We start from the raw sequence: 16,883 nt of genomic DNA, 5'->3' as shown, positions 1-16,883 counted from the left end.
ACTGTCAGAACAACACCTTCGCCACATCCGCAAACCGCTTGGCGAAATGCACGGTAATACCGTCCTTCAAATACTCCGGCAGCTCTTCGAAGCTCCCTCGGTTGGCCTCAGGCAAGATAAGCTCGAATATCTTCTGCCGCCGCGCCGCAATCACCTTTTCCCGCACCCCGCCAATCGGCAGGACATGCCCGGTCAACGTCAACTCACCGGTCATGGCCACGCCTTTTTTCGGTGGCTGGTTGCGCGCCAGCGACAGCAGGGCACTGGCCATGGTCACGCCGGCGCTCGGGCCGTCCTTCGGCGTGGCGCCTTCCGGCACGTGCAGGTGGACGAAGGCTTCGTCGAAGAACTTCGGATCGCCGCCATAGGACTTCAGGTGCGAGCTGACGTAGCTGTAGGCGATTTCCGCCGATTCTTTCATCACGTCACCCAGTTGCCCGGTGAGCTTGAACCCACGGTTGAGGGTGTGGATGCGTGTGGCTTCGATTGGCAGGGTCGCACCGCCCATGCTGGTCCAGGCAAGGCCGGTGACCACGCCGACACCCGACAGCACCTGCTCGTTGCGGAACACCGGTTTGCCGAGCGAGGCCTCCAGGTCTTTCGGCCCGAGCTTGATCACCGCTTTCGGCTCGTCGAGCAGTTTCATCACCGCTTTGCGCACCAGTTTGCCGAGGTTTTTTTCCAGCTGACGCACGCCCGCTTCACGGGCATAACCGTCGACCAGTGCCTTGAGCGCGCTGTCGCTGATGCTCAGGCTGCCCTTGGACACGCCGGCTTTTTCAAGCTGCTTGGGCCACAGGTGACGCTTGGCGATGGCGACTTTTTCTTCGGTGATGTATCCCGACAGGCGAATCACTTCCATTCGGTCCAGCAACGGGCCGGGGATCGAATCGAGGGTGTTGGCGGTGCACACGAACAACACTTTCGACAGGTCCAGACGCAGGTCGAGATAGTGGTCGAGGAATTCGACGTTCTGCTCAGGATCCAGGGTTTCCAGCAGCGCCGAGGCCGGGTCGCCCTGGTAGCTCTGCCCCATCTTGTCGATCTCGTCGAGCATGATCACCGGGTTCATCACTTCGACGTCCTTCAACGCCTGCACCAGCTTGCCCGGCTGTGCGCCGATGTAGGTGCGACGATGGCCCTTGATCTCGGCTTCGTCACGCATGCCGCCAAGGCTGAAGCGATAGAACGGCCGGCCCAGGGACTCGGCGATGGATTTGCCGACGCTGGTCTTGCCCACGCCCGGCGGACCGACCAGCAATACGATGGAGCCGCTGATCTCGCCTTTATAGGCACCGACCGCGAGAAACTCGAGGATGCGGTCCTTGATGTCGTCGAGACCGGCGTGATGTTTGTCCAGCACCTTGCGCGCGTGCTTGAGGTCGAGTTTGTCATCGCCGTAGACGCCCCACGGCACCGAGGTCGCCCAGTCGAGGTAATTGCGGGTGACCGCATACTCCGGTGAGCCGGTTTCGAGCACCGACAGCTTGTTCATTTCCTCTTCGATGCGTTTCTGCGCTTGTGGTGACAGCACTTTGCCGGTCAGCCGCTGTTCGAACTGTTCGAGATCGGCACTGCGGTCATCCTTGGTCAGTCCCAGCTCCTGCTGGATGACCTTGAGTTGCTCCTTGAGGAAGAACTCACGCTGATGTTCACCGATCTTGCGATTAACTTCGGCAGAAATCTCTTTTTGCAAGCGCGCGACTTCGACTTCCTTGCGCAGCATCGGCAGGACTTTTTCCATGCGCTTGAGCATGGGCACGCAGTCGAGGACTTCCTGCAGCTCACTGCCCGTCGCCGATGTGAGCGCGGCGGCGAAGTCGGTCAGCGGCGACGGGTCGTTGGGGCTGAAGCGGTTGAGGTAGTTCTTCAGCTCTTCGCTGTACAGCGGGTTGAGCGGCAGCAGTTCCTTGATCGCATTGATCAGCGCCATGCCGTAGGCCTTGACCTCGTCGGTCGGCTCGGTGGGCTGGTGCGGGTATTCGACTTCCACCAGGTACGGCGGGCGGTGATGCTTGAGCCAGGTCTTGAGGCGTACGCGGGTCAGGCCCTGGGCGACGAACTGCAGTTTGCCGTTTTCGCGGCTGGCGTGGTGCACCTTGACCAGCGTGCCGTAGAGCGGCAGGGCCGAGGTATCGAAGTGGCGCGGGTCATCCTGGGGCGTGTCCATGTAGAACAGAGCCAGGGAGTGGTGTTCGGACTTGGCCACCAGGTCGAGCGTCTCGGCCCACGGCTCTTCGTTGACGATGACCGGCAGGACCTGGGCCGGGAAGAACGGTCGGTTGTGGATCGGGATGATGTAGACCTTGTCCGGCAGGTTCTGGCCGGGCAGGGCCAGGCCTTTGCCGGGTTTGTGCTGTGGGGCGTTTTCCGGATCGGCGTATTCACTCGGGTCTTCGGGGAATTCCTGCTGGTCGCTCATGGGGGCACCTGCGCAATGGGTATGGGTCTTAGATGGGGCAGGTTGGCGGTGGTTTCAACGGTCATTTTCTGCAACGCGGTGTTTCGAAGGCGTGTTCAGCGCAGAGACAGGTTAGCTTGACTTGCGGTACGACGCGCTGCGCAGTGCTTTGTAGGAGCTGCCGAAGGCTGCGATTTTTTGATCCTGGAAAATCAAAAGATCGCAGCCTTCGGCAGCTCCTACGGTGGTTGTTGGTGACCATAAAAAAGGCGACACCTGTGAGGGCGTCGCCTTTTAATGAGCTGCCGCTAAAACTTACTCGGACAGTTTGTACGCGATCACATAGTCGCCCATTTTGGTGCCCAGTGAGCCGTGGCCACCGACGACCAGCAGCACGTACTGTTTGCCGTCCTTGCCGGTGTAGGTCATCGGCGTAGCCTGACCGCCAGCCGGCAGGCGCGATTTCCAAAGCTCGTTGCCGGTGTTGACGTCATAGGCACGCAGGTATTGATCCAGCGTGCCGCTGAGGAAGCCGACGCCGCCGGCGGTGACCATCGAGCCGCCCATACTTGGCACGCCGAGTGGCAGGCCGATAGGCAATGGCGAGCTGTCGCGGCTGGTGCCGTTCTTGCGTTTCCATACGACTTTGCTGGTGGTCAGGTCGATGCCGGCCACGTAGCCCCAGGCCGGAGCCTGGCACGGTACGCCGAACGGCGACATGAACGGGTGCATGATCACCGCGTACGGTGCGCCCGTGTTCGGTTGCACGCCCGCTGTTTCGCTCTCGCGCTTGCTGCCGGCCGCGACTTCGGCGCGAGGCACCATTTTCGAGACGAAGGCCATGTAGTTCGGGCTGGTGAACAGCATCTGGCGAACCGGGTCGACCGAAACTCCGCCCCAGTTGAAGACGCCGACGTTACCCGGATAGATCAGGCTGCCCTGTTCCGACGGCGGGGTGTACTGACCGTCGTAACGCAGCTCCTTGAACTGGATGCGGCACAGCATCTGGTCAAACGGGCTGGCGCCCCACATGGCTTTTTCGGTCAGTTCCGGGGCCAGCAGGTTCAGGTCCGAACGGGCCTGGGTCGGTGCGGTGTGGTCGCCTTTCACGGCGCCTTGCGGAGCCGGGATTTCCTTGATCGGGATGATCGGCGTGCCGTCGCGACGGTCGAGGACGTACAGGCTGCCTTGCTTGGTCGGCTGGATCACAGCCGGCTTGATGCCGTCGGCGGTTTTCATGTCCAGCAGGGTTGGCTGGCTGCCGACGTCCATGTCCCACAGGTCGTGGTGGGTGAACTGGTAGTTCCAGCGCACCTTGCCGGTGGCCAGGTCCAGCGCGACCAGGCCGGCACTGAACTTCTCGGCGCCCGGGGTGCGGTCTGCGCCCCACTGGTCAGGGGTCTGGTTGCCCAGTGGCAGGTAGACCATGCCGAGTTTTTCGTCGACGCTGGCCAGCGACCACATGTTGGCCGAGTTGCGGCTGTAGTGTTCACCCTCTGGCAGCGGTTCGGTCGCGTCGGGATTGTTGCTGTCCCAGTTCCACACCAGATGACCGTCGTGTACGTCAAAGGCACGGATCACACCGGATGGCTCGTTGGTCGACTCGTTGTCGGTGACGTGGCCGCCCATGATCACCAGGTCACGGGTGATCGCTGCTGGCGAGGTGGAGTAGTAGCCACCGGGGGTGAACGGCCCGATGCCTTGAGTCAGGTCAACCACACCGTTTTTACCGAAACCTTCGCAGACCTTGCCGGTGTCGGCGTTGAGTGCGATCAGGCGTGCATCGGCGGTTGGCAGGTACAGACGACGCGGGCAGGCCTGGGCGACGGCTTTGCCGGCCTCGGAAATCACTGCGGAAGCAGCGCTTTCAGACTTGGCGTAGGCCGCTTCGTCGTAGTACGACACGCCACGGCAGGTCATGTGGGCGAAGCCCTTGAAGCCCACCGGGCTCTTGATCTGCGGGTCGAAACGCCATAGTTCCTTGCCGGTGTCCGGGTCCAGCGCCAGCACCTTGCTGTGGGCGGTGCAGGCATAGAGCATGCCGTTGGCCTTGAGCGGGGTGTTTTCGTTGGTCAGTTCCACCGGATCACCGGCGGTTGGCAGATCGCCGGTCTGGATACGCCAGGCTTCTTGCAGCTTGCCGACGTTGGCCGGGGTGATCTGCTTGAGTGGCGAATAGCGGTCACCGAATTCGCTGCGGCCATAGGCCTGCCAGTCGCCTTCGGGCATCTGCGGCGCAGTGCTGGTCATGTCAGCCGAGTCACGACCCAACTCGCCCAAGGTCTCGCCCGGATGGGTGAACTGGCTGGCCACGGCGGTGGCACCGGCCAGGACCACGGCCACGCTCAAGGCGCCAGTGCCCATAGGGGCAGGGCCGTTGATCAGCAATGGACGACGGAACCACGGTAGCAGCATCACCACACCGAGGGCGAACCACAGCGCCAGGCGTGGCACCAGTTGCCACCAGTCCAGGCCGACTTCCCACAGCGCCCACAGGGTACTGGCGAACAGCACCAGCGCGTACAGGCCCAGCGCGGCGCGGCGGGCGGCGATCAGCAGGACGCCGCTCAGCGCGATGCCGATACCGGCCAGCAGGTAATACAGCGAGCCGCCGAGCATGCTCAGCTTGATCCCCCCGGCCAGCATGGCCAGGCCCATCAGTAGAAGCAGTATGCCGAGCAGGGTCGGCCATAGACGGCTTCGACCCAAGGCACTATCAGTGCTCATAGTGTGATTCTCCGTGACGTTTCAAGTAGTCCCGCGCCAGTTCACTGTAGATGACGATCCGGCGCGGGCAGGGTTCAGATAAAACCGGTTTGGTTGACGCAGTCCCTGTAGGAGCGAGCTTGCTCGCGAGAAACCTGAGAACGCCGCGGGGTGTCAGGCTCGAAGCGTTATCGTTGACGTCCATCGTCGGAACGCCGCCCGGAGCAAGCTCGCTCCTACAAAGGTTTTGTGGTGTTGGTCAGAACGAAGACTGAATCTTGATCCCGCCAATCAGCGCGTCATCGACCTCGTTCACGCCACCAGGATGGCGGATGTATTGCAGGTTCGGGCGCACGGTCAGCCAGTTGGTCACATGCACGCCGTAATAGAGTTCGGCGCTGTATTCGGTGTCCTGGGGCGGCAGGAAGGACGGATTGTCGAAGTCGAAAACGGCGTTGGCCTGGTTGGTCGCCTCGGCATTCTTGCGAAAGGCCGGGTTGACGTGGACGCGGGCCATGGCGAAACCGATGTCGTCCCGGGCGCGCGCGTCGAACGGGCCTTTGTAGACGAGGCCGGCCTGGACGTAGTTGTCGATGGCGTTGGTCTTCTTGTCGTGCATCGTGCCGTTGGCGAACAGGCTCAGGCCGCGGGAGTGGTCGCTGGCGACGCTGGTGACTTGCTGCTGAAGGCCCAGCCACATGCCGTGTTTGCTCGAGGCGCTGCGGTAGGCTTCGCCAGTCAGGGCCGCAGGCTGGCCATTGCTGTCCTTGTAGACATCGGTGGCGCTGGCGCTGCTGTAGTAGTAACCGGCACGGTACTCGCCCGGCAGGCCGTTGAGCTTCGGCGTCCACACCAGTTCCACCGGCAGGACCGCGCCCTGGGTGCCGCTGCCGCTCAGCTTGAAGCCATTGCCGCGATCCAGGTTCGACGAGTTCTGCTCAAACGCGCCGATCTGCGCGTACAACTGCGGCGTCAGGTGATATTTGACCCGCATCGCCCACTGGCTGACCGGCCAGTTGTACCAGATGTCACCCGCCCAGTTGCCGACCTGGGAGCCGCAGAACGCCAGGTTCTGGAAGTCGCAGGGGAAGCTGTTGAAATCTTCGCCCTCACCGAAACGGCCGACCTTGATGTCGAGTTTTTCATCGAGGAATTTCTGCTGATACCACATCTGCGTCAGGCGCCAGGTCTGGCCGCGGCCCCAGACTTCCTGGGCCGAGGTGAAGCCGCCGACACGCGGGTCGTTGATGCGGTCGTTGCTGATGTTGTTGCCGTTGCGTTCGGTGATGGTCAACTGGAACTCGGCGTCATTCCAGCCGAGGATCTTCTGCAAGTCCAGGTGGGTGCCCAGGCCGAACTGATCGCTGTAGCGCGCGGTGCGGTCGTGGTCGTAGCCGCCGTGCAGATTGCTGCCCATTTCACCGGTGTAATCGACTTTGAAGTCGTAGCCTTTTTCCGCGAGTTCTGTGCGAGTGCCGTTCCAGTCACCAAGCATCCATGGTGAATCGCTGTCGAAGGCAGGCGCCGCCTGAGCGCAGGAGGCAAGGCCCAGGGCGGTGAGGCCACCGATCAGGGGCAGGATGTTTCGATGGGTAGCAGCTGCAAAGACAGCGCTGTCTCGCAAAGATTTAAAGTCGGGCATAGAGACGGAGTTCTTGATCTTTTTCTGGGGGATAAACGGAAAGCGGCAGGCGTGAAGCGAAAGCAGAAGCGTTTCAGCAGGCAGCGGGGCGCAAGGATAATGTTCTGTTACAAATAGAGAAAGTGCTTTTGCTGACATGCATCGTTTCGGATTTGGTAACAGTGACAAAAGATCGCAGCCTGCGGCAGCTCCTACAGGATACGGATTCCAATGCAGGAGCTGCCGCAGGCTGCGATCTTTTCCGTTTCACCTACATTTAACGTAAGGTGCGCGGCTTCCAATTCCCACTCTGCTCGAAGGCCCGGCATGACCGAACACAACCCTGACCCGCTGCACGGCGTGACGCTGGAACAGATCCTCAACGCGCTGGTTGAACATTACGAGTGGTCGGGGCTGGCCGAACGCATCGATATCCGCTGCTTCAAGAGCGACCCGAGCATCAAGTCGAGCCTGACGTTCCTGCGTAAAACCCCATGGGCGCGAGAAAAGGTCGAACGCCTGTATGTGAAGTTGATGCGCACCAAACGACCGCTTTGAACAGGGTCAATCCGTTCGGGTTTCGCCGCCGTTTTGTGGCTGTGGCTGCCACGCTCGGCTGGGCGGGATTGAGCATCCAGATGTACCTGATTCTCCATTCTCGCTGGACGCTGGGCGCCAGCCTGATCGGTGGGCTGATGAGTTTTTTCAGCTATTTCACCGTGCTGAGCAACACCCTGGTGGCGACCGTGCTGACCTGTGAATGGACAACCCGCGAGTCAGCCGCGCGCCGCTGGTTCCTGCAGCCTTGGGTCAGCAGTGCGATTGCCGTGAGCATCGCCGTGGTGAGCCTGGCCTACAACCTGTTGCTGCGCCACTTGTGGCATCCCGAAGGCTGGCAATGGCTGGCCGATGAGCTGTTGCATGACATCATGCCGTTGCTGTTTCTGGGGTATTGGTGGCGTTGTGTGCCCAAGGGCACATTACGCGTGTGGCACATCGCGCTGTGGGTGATTTATCCACTGGTTTATTTTGGCTATGCGCTGTTGCGCGGGCATTTGCTGGCGGTTTATCCGTACCCGTTCATAGATGTCGACAAGCTGGGTTATCCACAGGTGTTCATCAATGCCGGCGGGTTGTTGGCGGGGTTTGTGGTGATTGCGTTGCTGGTGATCGGGCTGGATCGTCGTCTTCATCATTAGTTGGAGTTCGTTGGATCAAGATCAAAAGATCGTCCGAACGCGGCCCGAGCCTTCGGACGATCTTTTTAGGCATCACTCCTCGTCGCTGTCATCCAGCCGCCAATAGCCGACGGCTTTGACGAATTGTTCGTTCAAACTGTGCTCATCGAGCAACACCCGACGAATCTGCCGCGACACTTTGCTCTCGGTCGCCACCCACGCGTACAGGCTGCCGGTTGGCACCTGGATCTGGCGCACGGTGGCCAGCAGATTGTCCTTGCCACCTTCGCGCAGCACCCAAATCACATTGACCTCGGCCGCACTGTGCAGCACCTGCTGCTCCTTGCCGTTTTCCACTTCCACGATCACCAACGCACGACGGTTGGCCGCCAGGCCTTCCAGGCGCCGGGCGATGGCGGGCAGGGCGGTTTCGTCGCCGATCAGCAGGTAACTGTCGAAGATATCCGGCACGATCATCGAGCCACGCGGCCCGCCGATATGCAGAAACTGGCCGGGTTTGGCCTGCTCGGCCCAGGTCGAAGCCGGGCCGTCGCCGTGCAATACAAAATCGATGTCCAGCTCCAGGGTATCCAGGTCGTAGCGGCGCGGTGTGTAGTCGCGCATTTCAGGCAGCGGACCGTTGTCCTTGCCGGCGCCCAGCACCAGGGTTTCCAGAGCCGCAGCTTGCTCGGCGTTTTGCGGGAACAACAGTTTGACGTGATCGTCCGTGCCCAGGCTGACGAAGCCTGCCAGTTCAGGCCCGCCCAAGGTAATCCGGCGCATGCGCGGAGTCAGGTCGACCACGCGCAACACTTCCAGGCGACGGCGTTTGATGTCGTGCATGACACGGGCAATGGTGGTGATCACTTCAGTCATTCGGCGTTCTCCTGAACGGGTTGAACGGCAGGGCCGTCGACGATGGCTTTGGCGGTGTTGTTGAGCAGATCGCGTACCCGCAGGATTTCTTCCGGACTCCAGCGGCCATGGTGCATTTGCAGGGCGTGGCGCAGGTTGTGCACCGCCTCGTGGATTTCGGCCGGGCGATCATGGCCGCGCAGCGAACGTTTGCTCACATCGATGCGCATCCGCACGCCGTCCAGTGCAACGGCTTGCTCCTGCAAGGAAAGACGTCCGGCGTCGGTGATTGTGTAGCGTTTTTTTCCACCTTCGGCGTCACCCTGGATCAGTTCGCTTTCTTCAAGGAACGTCAGCGTCGGGTAAATCACACCGGGACTGGGACTGTAGGCGCCGTCGAACATGCCTTCGATCTGGCGGATCAGGTCATAGCCGTGGCACGGCTGCTCGGCGATCAGCGCCAGCAGCAGCAGTTTCAGATCGCCGGGGGCAAATACCCGTGGGCCGCGGCCACCGCGTTCGCGGCCGGGGCGCTTCTCGAAGCCGTCGCGGCCGTCACCGTGTTCGCGATGGGGGGAATGATGGTCTCTCATTTCGTCTTCTCTCGTCGTGTTTAGATATAACTTAAGATATATCTTCAATCTGGATCAAGGCGTTTTCCGTGCGAGGCGACCTCATGCCGACGAGCGGTGGCGTAGTAAAATGTGTGGAATCCATCGAAAAAACCCTACCGCCTGCCTCTCTTTCTACGACACCCGGCTATTCAACAATCTTAAAGTTATTACTCTAAAGTTTTTTGAGCTTATATTCTAAAGGCGTAAAAATCCCCATGTTAATTGGCTAGAACTGCTGTCTGGTTTTTTCAATAAAACTGTATGTAGGTCGCAACTTACAGTCATCGTTTTGTATTTTGATTTTTTGCGGTTTTGTCTTTCTGGTCATGAGGTTGTTTAACTACGAGCTCATAGGAAGTTGCCTGCTTACTTTCCAGAGCGGTAAGTCGATCATGCCCCGGCGTTGAAAGAACACAGCCACCGGACTTTACGGCTATGAGCTGTCTGAACTTTCAATGAACCGAACCTTTAAAAGAAAACAGGTACTGAATGATGTTCAAGAAATTTGCAATCGCTGCCCCACTGGCTGTTCTGGCTCTCCAATCCTCCATGGCTCTCGCCGCGGGCGAGGCTGCTCACTCGATCAATCTCATCGCTCACGTGCCAACCAATGGCTTCTATGTAGTGCCAACCGACCCTGATCTGGTCAACAAGGATCAGGACATGAGCTTCCAGCCAGCCACTGGCAAGATGGGAGAAGTTAATGGTTTCTTCGACGTGCGCAACAATAATGGCTCGGTTCACGCCAGCCTGGAAAGTGCACCTAAATTAATCTCCGGTGCTCAGTCGATTGATTTGAAAGTCGAGTTCAATAACAAGGAGTTGACGCTCACTCCACAAATGGTCGTGGGGGAATCCGAGTCCGACGCGAACTACCGCGCGCCGCTGAAAATCACTGCCAAGGGCACAACCTTCCAGCCGGGCGACTACACCGGTGTGGTCGCAATGACCTTCGACGCCGTTGCTCCGGTCGGCACGCCTTGATCGAGCTTCAAGGTAACAAACGCTAACTGCTCAAGTGGCGTTAACCGGCGGACAACCTGACCGGCCTGTCCGCCGGACTCCAACCCGTTCGTAACCAGAGTAAGAGTTCATGTTCCCGATGACACCCATCGCGGCTGCGCTTGCGCTGTTGTTTTGTGCCAGTGCAGCGGCGGCTCCCGTTTCTTCCGCCGGTACGACACCGCGAAGTCTGTTGGCCCAGGCCAAAGGCCTGCCGGCAGATTTCGAGGAGCATTTCTTTGATGTGCCTCTGGCTGTTCGGGTGGAGCTCGATCAGCAACCGCTGGGGGAGGCCATGGTGGTGTTATCTCGTGATGATCGCATCACGTTGCTTGAATTTACCGACACCAGCGAAAACCGCTTCGGCCCCGCCGAGCGGGAAAAGTGGGCCAGTTATCTCAAGCCAGGCGTGCCGCTGGGCACGTGCACCGGTTCGTGTCCGGATCAGGTGTTGGCGGTGCATTACAACCTGGAAAACTCCCTCGTCTCGATCCTCACCGAAAACGCTGAACGCGACGTCGAGGCCAAGCGTTATTACGAACAGCCCGATGGCGGAAGCAGCGGTCTGATGGTGCGCAACCAGCTCAATCTCAACGGTGGCCAGCAACAGGATCTGGGCGGACGCTTCGGTCTTGAAGCCAGCGCCAGCCTGGGCAACTGGAGCCAGACATTCAACATGCAACTGGCCCGTCTTGGCGGTCCGGATGACAAGCTTTATCACGCAGTCCATGAGCTTTACACCCAGCGCGAATTGCAAGGCAGTTTCTTTCGTCTGGGTTATTTCACCCCGAATTCCGAAGGATTGACCCGCCAGCCGCGCACGTTCGGCACCAGTCCCGACACCGCTGTCGGCGTCATGTATGGCAGCTCCGACAGCCTCGCCATCAACAGTCCGATGCCCAGCGTCTATCCGATCTACGTCACGGCCAACCGCCAGGGCTCGGTGGAAATCTATCGCGACGGTCTGTTGATCAATACCCAGGCGATGCCCGCCGGTTTGCAGACCCTCGACACTCGGCCGCTGCCGGGGGGGATCTATGAAGTCGAAGTGCGCCTGATCGAGGACGGCCAGATCACCTCGAGCACTCAAGAGTTGGTGTACAAGCCCAACAACTGGCGCAACCTCGACGAGCGCTGGCGCTACAACCTGTTCGCCGGGGAAGAAAGCAAACTGTTGAGCAACTGGAATCAGCAATCCAGCGGCAGCACCACGGCCGGGGCCTCGGTCAATTACCTGGCGCATCCACGGGTCATTCTGGGGCTGTCGGCACGGCAGGTTCGCGAAAAACTGCAATACGGCACTTCCGTCGACTGGACCCTGGCCAATCACATCAGCCTGTACGCCAACGCCTATCAGACGCAGGACCACGGCACCGGTCTGGACCTGCAAAGTCTTTATAACTATGGCGCCGGCAGCGTCGTGATCAGCCACAACCGCAGTTGGCTGGACACCACCAATCTTTACGAAACCCTGCCGGATGGCACCCGGGTGCGCCAACGCAATGTGTTCGTCGGTGAGACCAGCAACTCCTCGCTGGCACTCAATCATCGGCTCAGCAGCAAGAGCACGATCAATGCCCGGGTGTCCCACAGCGAGGGCAACGTCGAAGGCGTCGGCCTCGATCTGGGCTGGAACCAGCGCACCCACCTGTTTGGCAGCGATGGCAACTGGCGGCTGTCGCTGTTCGATCGCCCGGGCAGTTTCAGCAGCGGCAACGACCGCAATCGTGGCGTCGACCTGAGCGTCAACCTGGCACTCGGCGCACCTGGACAGCAGATCACCGGCAGCATCGGTTCGCGCACGGCCCGGGACGGTGGTCGCGACAACAACGCCTCCATTGGCTGGCGCAAAGACCTGAAAGATCACGTGTTGCAAAACGTCTCGGTGACGGCGCTCACCGATACCTACGGCGTCGGCGTTTCCAGCCTCGCCAACTTTCGTACCGACGCGATCAATGGTGATGGTTTCGTTCAGCGTTCGTCCTTCAACGGCAATTTTACCGGCGGCCTCAACCTGGACAGTACCCTGGCCCTCGGCGGCCAGCAGATGGTGTTGACCAGCCAGCATGAGATGCGCGGTGCCGGGCTGATTGTCGATGTGGAGTCGGACATCGACGACATTGCCCTGCGCGCCGACGACTATAGCGGCGGCAGCGCGGCACTGAAGCCGGGACGCAACTTCATCCCGATCACCGCGTACCAGAACAGCTCGGTGAGTTTCGATTTCGAAGGCAACCATGTGCCGGCGGCCACCATCGAACCGGCCCGCACCCGTTATCACCTGAACAAGGGGGGTGTCGAATACCGCAAGGTGCGGGTGATGAAAACCCTGACCGTACTGGGCCGGCTGGTCGACTCGCAAGGGCAGCCGCTCAAGGGCCACCACGTGATCAACCACGCCAGTCGTGGCGTGACAGAGGTCGATGGTTTCTTCTCGATGGAAATGAACGCCAGTTCGCCAACGCTGGAAGTGCGTCAGGGCAACCAGTTGCTGTGCCAGTTCCGTCTCCAGGCCGACCGGCATCGCAGCGAAAACAACGTGTTGATGATTGGTGATTTGCGTTGTACGCCGGACACCTTGGCCGATATCACCTTGACCGAGCAGAAGGCGGGTTGAGCGATGAAAAGGTCAATGCGTTCACTGGGGGGCCTGGCGGTATTGCTGTTGTTGAGCCTGGCAGGTGAATCGGTATCAGGCGCAACCATGGATATCCGCGCGGTGTTTCGCCCCGACCCGGCAAAACCGATGCACAACGAATTTATCAACGTGACTCCTGTCACCGGGCATTGCGCGAATCAACCTGCGTTCTGCAAGGAGAGAGACCTGTTTTCTCTGCTGATACCAATCGGCTTCCAGTCTGTCGGTGCGATCGAGGCCGGGAATAACGACCCGCGTCGGGCGCCGATGTTTCGGGTCCCAGGCGACTGGCGAAGACTGAGCGTGCGGCATGCCGACACGCAGGAAGAGGCCGAGGTGGAAGTGCGGATTGTCTCGATCGGAGGCCGCTACATTCTTTCCGATACGGCGGAAAACCTCGTGGGAGAAGGTGAGCCTACGACATGGCCCGGCTGGCATGCACGTCTTCTGGGCGACTGGACCTGGGCACCGCCATCGCCGTGCAGAAGTACCGGAGGCATGTATGCGTGGCCAGACGCCAGAACGTTCTTCTGGCTGACGTCCGGAACGAGCGTGTGCGCCGCTCGGGCCAATTACCGCATCCCCGGCTTTACCTATGAGCATGTACAGATTGGCTACGAACTGCGTACACCCAACCCGCTGAAAATGTCTTCGGGCCAATACTACGGCGACCTGACCTACACCGTCGGGCCCGGAATGGATTTCGACATGGGGGACATCATGCAGCCGGACGACTCGGTATTGATGCTCAATTTCAACCTGGATGTAGAGCACACCCTGAAAGTCGACCTGCCACCGGGCGGAAACAAGGTGGCGCTGGAACCCGAAGGCGGCTGGAACCGCTGGATCGAAAGCGGTCGCCAGCCGACGAGGATCTACCGCGATCAGGCCTTCTTCATCTCGGCGTCTTCGCGCTTCAGCGTAATGATGCAGTGCGATTCGCTGGGCGGTACTCGATGTTATCTGCGCGGCGAGAACGGCAACAGTACACAGGTGGAGACCAGGCTCAGCCTGCCCGCGGGCATCACCGGTCCCGGCAATGGCCCGGTCAATCATGTCTCGCTGATGAATAACGTTTGGATAGGCCCTTTTCAGCCTGGTCATTATCTGGATCGCAAGCCTGGTTCGTTGCGTTTCGAGATGCCGCGGGACGCGATCGACTTTCTGATGCGCCCCGGCTTCAGCGGCACGCTCAAGGGCAATATCACCATCATCTGGGATTCGGAAGTGTGAGCGTCCGGCCCTCCATGTTGTTTAACTTTTTTGGGATTGAAGACATGACACGTCTGTTTTTGCTGTCGATGCTCAGTGTGTTTTGCATGGCGGCGAACGCCGGGCCGCAAATCAATGTCGGCACTGTTTATGACTATCTGGATGGCGACAAAAGCACTTACCTGAAGCGGGTCTTCAACAGCGGTGACAGCACCGCGTTCGTCAAGGTCAACGTATTGGAGATCGTGTATGAGGCTGACGGCACGTCTCGGGAAATTCCGGTCGAGACCTCCGCTGACAAGGCATCGCGCAATGGCCTGATGGCCAGCCCCGCGCGACTGATCGTGCCGGCGCAGGGTATGCAGGGCACTCGCCTGCTGTACATGGGCGAACGTGACCGCGAACGTTATTTTCGCGTGCGTTTCGTGCCGGTGGTGCCGGAAAAGGAGGACGAATTCGTGGTCAGCGGCGAAGAGCGTGAGGACTACAAAAAGACCCTGAGCGCCGGCGTCAATGTCATGACCGGGTTCGGCACGATCTTCTTCGTGCGGCCCAAAGACGCACGTTTCGAGACAGCCATCACTGAAACCGACAGCCGTTATGAACTGCGCAACAACGGCAACTCGGTGCTCGTCATCGATGAATTCAAAAACTGTTCGTTGAGCAAGGAGAGCGATTGTGGAGCCACCACCAAACACCATGTTCTGGCGGGTAAATCATTCGGCTTCGACAAGGAAAAGGGCCGTGAATACCGTTTCAAGCTGCTCGAAGGCGAACGTAAACAGGACTTGAAGGTAGTGAGCCGCTAACGGCTGTTTCATTGGCGGGATAGGTAATGAATATGAGCAAGCAATGCGCCGTCGTCGTACTGATGGCAATCACTGGACTGGCGAGCACCATCAGTTGGGCCGCTCGCGAAGAGCACACGTTCGAAGTATCGCTGACGGTTCCGAGTCGGGCTTTTTACATCATTCCGTCCGAACCGGACTGGATTCACCGGGCGCAGCCACTGCTCTGGAGCTACCCCACATCAACCTTGGGCAGCCTGCGAAAGAACTTCGACGTGCGCCACGACACCAGCGCGATTGAAGCGCGCCTGGAAAGCGTCCCCTACCTGTCGAATGGCAGGCCGGACGACGACATTGCACTGCGGGTCAGGTTCAACGGCGTTGAACTGAGTTCTGTCCTGCGTCAGGTCGTGTCTCGGGAAGAAGCCGCAACGGGCAAGCGAGTGGCGCTGGAGATCGACCCGGTAAAACCGCTCGGGGGATACCGCGCGGGTGATTACGCCGGCAACGTTTTGCTGCTGTTCAACGCCAGGGCGCCAGGAGAATGAAGCTTGTGGCATCGAATCAATCGGGAATGACACGAATGGAAAGTTTTAAAAAATTCACCGGCAAACTGGCGTTGTTGATGACGCTGTGCGTGACCTCGGCGGAGGCGGCGAATCAGGAGATTCGCGCGTTGTTCCAGCCTGATCCGGCGCAACCGAACAGGAACGTGTTCATCAACAAGACACCCAATAGCGGCTATTGCGCGATCCATCCAACCGAATGCGCCGCCACCGGGATGTCCAGTATCCAGGTGCCGATTCGTTTCAATTCCACTGGCCCCATCTGGGCCGGTATCTCGGGTGTGGGGGTAAAAACGCCTGCCGATTGGCGGCGTTTCCCGGTCACCAATCGCGATACCCAGGAAACAGAAACCGTCGAAATACGCATCACCGGCATGGGTTCAAGATATTCCCTGAGTGATTCAGCCGCCAGTCTGGTGGGGGTGACAGACATACTTGAAGGTCACCAAAAGCTCTGGACCAGCGGCAGTTGGGTTTACGCAGCCCCGCCTTGTCTGTACAGCGGTGTAGGAAGCTACAGCGACAGGGCCTATCGTTTTTTCTGGAAGACGCCAGTGCAAGCGGCGTGTACCAAGGTGGCCGCTTTCAACATTCCAGGAGGCATGACGTTCGAGTACTTCGATTTTGCCTATGAGCTGCGCACGCCCAATCCCTTGGGTATGTCGAGCGGGCTTTACACCGGGTCGATGACATATACCGTCGGGCAGGGTGGAGACTTCGATATGGGCTCAATGGTGCCGGACCAAACTTCGCTGTACCTCCATTTCGTGCTGGATGTTCAGCACACGCTCAAGGTCGATCTGCCACCGGGTGGGAACAAGGTGACGCTGCAGCCCGAAGGCGGCTGGCAACCCTGGATCGAGAGCGCTCGCAAGCCGACCCGCATTTACGCCGACCAACTGTTTTACATCTCGGCTTCGTCGAGCTTCAGGGTCATGTTGCAGTGCATTGGGGGCGGGTTTGTATGCGATTTGCGGAGTCCGACGAACAATCGCGCCAGAGTGCACACAAAACTCAGCTTGCCCGTCGGGATCGACGGTCACAACGGGCCGGTCAAGGAAGTTTTACTTCAACCCAACGCCTGGCTGGGACCCTTCCAGCCAGGGTTATATGTGGATCGAAAAGAGGGTTCACTGCGTTTCGAGATGACCCAGGACTCCATCGACTTTTTGTTCCGTCCCGGATTCAGTGACACGTTCAGCGGCAACATCACCGTTCTCTGGGACTCGGATGTGTAACGCTCGGTAAAAAAAAAGCCAGGCTCCTGAAGACAAGGCACGCCAGGACTACAGGAGCCGGTTA

The 16,883-nt window shown here is 59.6% G+C and carries 13 protein-coding genes; 8 read left to right on the top strand and 5 right to left on the bottom strand.

Annotated features, from left to right (window positions below):
- Positions 1 to 4: 4 nt before the first annotated feature.
- The 3 genes from lon to AC1DKH_RS19700 form a co-directional block, all read right to left on the bottom strand.
- A complete protein-coding gene (gene lon / locus AC1DKH_RS19710) occupies positions 5 to 2,422 on the bottom strand; it encodes an endopeptidase La (RefSeq protein WP_477799018.1) in 2,418 nt (805 codons plus the stop codon).
- Between the two features lie 294 nt (positions 2,423 to 2,716).
- Positions 2,717 to 5,128, bottom strand: a complete 2,412-nt coding sequence (locus AC1DKH_RS19705; RefSeq protein ID WP_477799017.1) for a glucose/quinate/shikimate family membrane-bound PQQ-dependent dehydrogenase — start codon at positions 5,126 to 5,128, stop codon at positions 2,717 to 2,719.
- Between the two features lie 238 nt (positions 5,129 to 5,366).
- Positions 5,367 to 6,749 carry a carbohydrate porin gene (locus tag AC1DKH_RS19700; RefSeq protein ID WP_477799016.1) on the bottom strand — a complete coding sequence of 461 codons (1,383 nt, stop codon included), beginning with the start codon at positions 6,747 to 6,749 and terminating at the stop codon, positions 5,367 to 5,369.
- Positions 6,750 to 7,055: 306 nt separating this feature from the next.
- On the opposite strand from AC1DKH_RS19700, the gene AC1DKH_RS19695 reads away from it, so the two are divergent.
- Together AC1DKH_RS19695 and AC1DKH_RS19690 are read left to right on the top strand one after the other, a co-directional pair.
- The gene (locus AC1DKH_RS19695; RefSeq protein WP_108216564.1) at positions 7,056 to 7,286 is read left to right on the top strand and encodes a VF530 family protein; all 231 of its coding nucleotides are present in this window, start codon (positions 7,056 to 7,058) and stop codon (positions 7,284 to 7,286) included.
- Between the two features lie 80 nt (positions 7,287 to 7,366).
- Positions 7,367 to 7,927 (top strand): Pr6Pr family membrane protein, encoded by a 561-nt coding sequence (locus tag AC1DKH_RS19690; protein WP_477799015.1) that lies wholly within the window; start codon positions 7,367 to 7,369, stop codon positions 7,925 to 7,927.
- A 72-nt stretch (positions 7,928 to 7,999) separates the two neighbouring features.
- Here the strand turns inward: AC1DKH_RS19690 and AC1DKH_RS19685 are convergent, their stop codons facing one another.
- Together AC1DKH_RS19685 and AC1DKH_RS19680 are read right to left on the bottom strand one after the other, a co-directional pair.
- Positions 8,000 to 8,782 (bottom strand): siderophore-interacting protein, encoded by a 783-nt coding sequence (locus tag AC1DKH_RS19685; protein WP_477799014.1) that lies wholly within the window; start codon positions 8,780 to 8,782, stop codon positions 8,000 to 8,002.
- The gene (locus AC1DKH_RS19680) at positions 8,779 to 9,354 is read right to left on the bottom strand and encodes a PadR family transcriptional regulator (protein ID WP_477799013.1); all 576 of its coding nucleotides are present in this window, start codon (positions 9,352 to 9,354) and stop codon (positions 8,779 to 8,781) included. Before AC1DKH_RS19680 ends, AC1DKH_RS19685 begins: the two co-directional genes overlap by 4 nt.
- Before the next feature lie 510 nt (positions 9,355 to 9,864).
- Between AC1DKH_RS19680 and AC1DKH_RS19675 the strand changes: the two genes are divergently transcribed.
- The 6 genes from AC1DKH_RS19675 to AC1DKH_RS19650 all read left to right on the top strand — a co-directional run bounded on the left by AC1DKH_RS19675 (position 9,865) and on the right by AC1DKH_RS19650 (position 16,819).
- Positions 9,865 to 10,359, top strand: a complete 495-nt coding sequence (locus AC1DKH_RS19675; RefSeq protein ID WP_477799012.1) for a CS1 type fimbrial major subunit — start codon at positions 9,865 to 9,867, stop codon at positions 10,357 to 10,359.
- Between the two features lie 109 nt (positions 10,360 to 10,468).
- The gene (locus AC1DKH_RS19670; RefSeq protein ID WP_477799011.1) at positions 10,469 to 12,994 is read left to right on the top strand and encodes a CS1-pili formation C-terminal domain-containing protein; all 2,526 of its coding nucleotides are present in this window, start codon (positions 10,469 to 10,471) and stop codon (positions 12,992 to 12,994) included.
- Between the two features lie 15 nt (positions 12,995 to 13,009).
- Complete coding sequence (locus tag AC1DKH_RS19665) at positions 13,010 to 14,248, top strand: hypothetical protein (protein ID WP_477799010.1); 1,239 nt, start codon at positions 13,010 to 13,012, stop codon at positions 14,246 to 14,248.
- Positions 14,249 to 14,292: 44 nt separating this feature from the next.
- Complete coding sequence (locus AC1DKH_RS19660; protein WP_477752311.1) at positions 14,293 to 15,036, top strand: molecular chaperone; 744 nt, start codon at positions 14,293 to 14,295, stop codon at positions 15,034 to 15,036.
- A 32-nt stretch (positions 15,037 to 15,068) separates the two neighbouring features.
- Positions 15,069 to 15,563 (top strand): CS1 type fimbrial major subunit, encoded by a 495-nt coding sequence (locus AC1DKH_RS19655; protein WP_477799009.1) that lies wholly within the window; start codon positions 15,069 to 15,071, stop codon positions 15,561 to 15,563.
- Between the two features lie 35 nt (positions 15,564 to 15,598).
- Positions 15,599 to 16,819: a hypothetical protein gene (locus tag AC1DKH_RS19650; protein WP_477799008.1), complete on the top strand. Its 1,221-nt coding sequence runs from the start codon at positions 15,599 to 15,601 to the stop codon at positions 16,817 to 16,819.
- Positions 16,820 to 16,883 lie beyond the last annotated feature (64 nt).

This window comes from Pseudomonas sp. 05L36, assembly GCF_056398125.1.
This window is presented reverse-complemented; position numbering and strand designations above follow the sequence as displayed.

Bases quoted from the DNA above. Each gene is read 5' to 3' on its own strand.
- lon (WP_477799018.1), bottom strand. From the start codon at position 2,422: ATGAGCGACCAGCAGGAATTCCCCGAAGACCCGAGTGAATACGCCGAT.
- AC1DKH_RS19705 (WP_477799017.1), bottom strand. From the start codon at position 5,128: ATGAGCACTGATAGTGCCTTGGGTCGAAGCCGTCTATGGCCGACCCTG.
- AC1DKH_RS19700 (WP_477799016.1), bottom strand. From the start codon at position 6,749: ATGCCCGACTTTAAATCTTTGCGAGACAGCGCTGTCTTTGCAGCTGCT.
- AC1DKH_RS19695 (WP_108216564.1), top strand. From the start codon at position 7,056: ATGACCGAACACAACCCTGACCCGCTGCACGGCGTGACGCTGGAACAG.
- AC1DKH_RS19690 (WP_477799015.1), top strand. From the start codon at position 7,367: ATGTACCTGATTCTCCATTCTCGCTGGACGCTGGGCGCCAGCCTGATC.
- AC1DKH_RS19685 (WP_477799014.1), bottom strand. From the start codon at position 8,782: ATGACTGAAGTGATCACCACCATTGCCCGTGTCATGCACGACATCAAA.
- AC1DKH_RS19680 (WP_477799013.1), bottom strand. From the start codon at position 9,354: ATGAGAGACCATCATTCCCCCCATCGCGAACACGGTGACGGCCGCGAC.
- AC1DKH_RS19675 (WP_477799012.1), top strand. From the start codon at position 9,865: ATGATGTTCAAGAAATTTGCAATCGCTGCCCCACTGGCTGTTCTGGCT.
- AC1DKH_RS19670 (WP_477799011.1), top strand. From the start codon at position 10,469: ATGTTCCCGATGACACCCATCGCGGCTGCGCTTGCGCTGTTGTTTTGT.
- AC1DKH_RS19665 (WP_477799010.1), top strand. From the start codon at position 13,010: ATGCGTTCACTGGGGGGCCTGGCGGTATTGCTGTTGTTGAGCCTGGCA.
- AC1DKH_RS19660 (WP_477752311.1), top strand. From the start codon at position 14,293: ATGACACGTCTGTTTTTGCTGTCGATGCTCAGTGTGTTTTGCATGGCG.
- AC1DKH_RS19655 (WP_477799009.1), top strand. From the start codon at position 15,069: ATGAGCAAGCAATGCGCCGTCGTCGTACTGATGGCAATCACTGGACTG.
- AC1DKH_RS19650 (WP_477799008.1), top strand. From the start codon at position 15,599: ATGGAAAGTTTTAAAAAATTCACCGGCAAACTGGCGTTGTTGATGACG.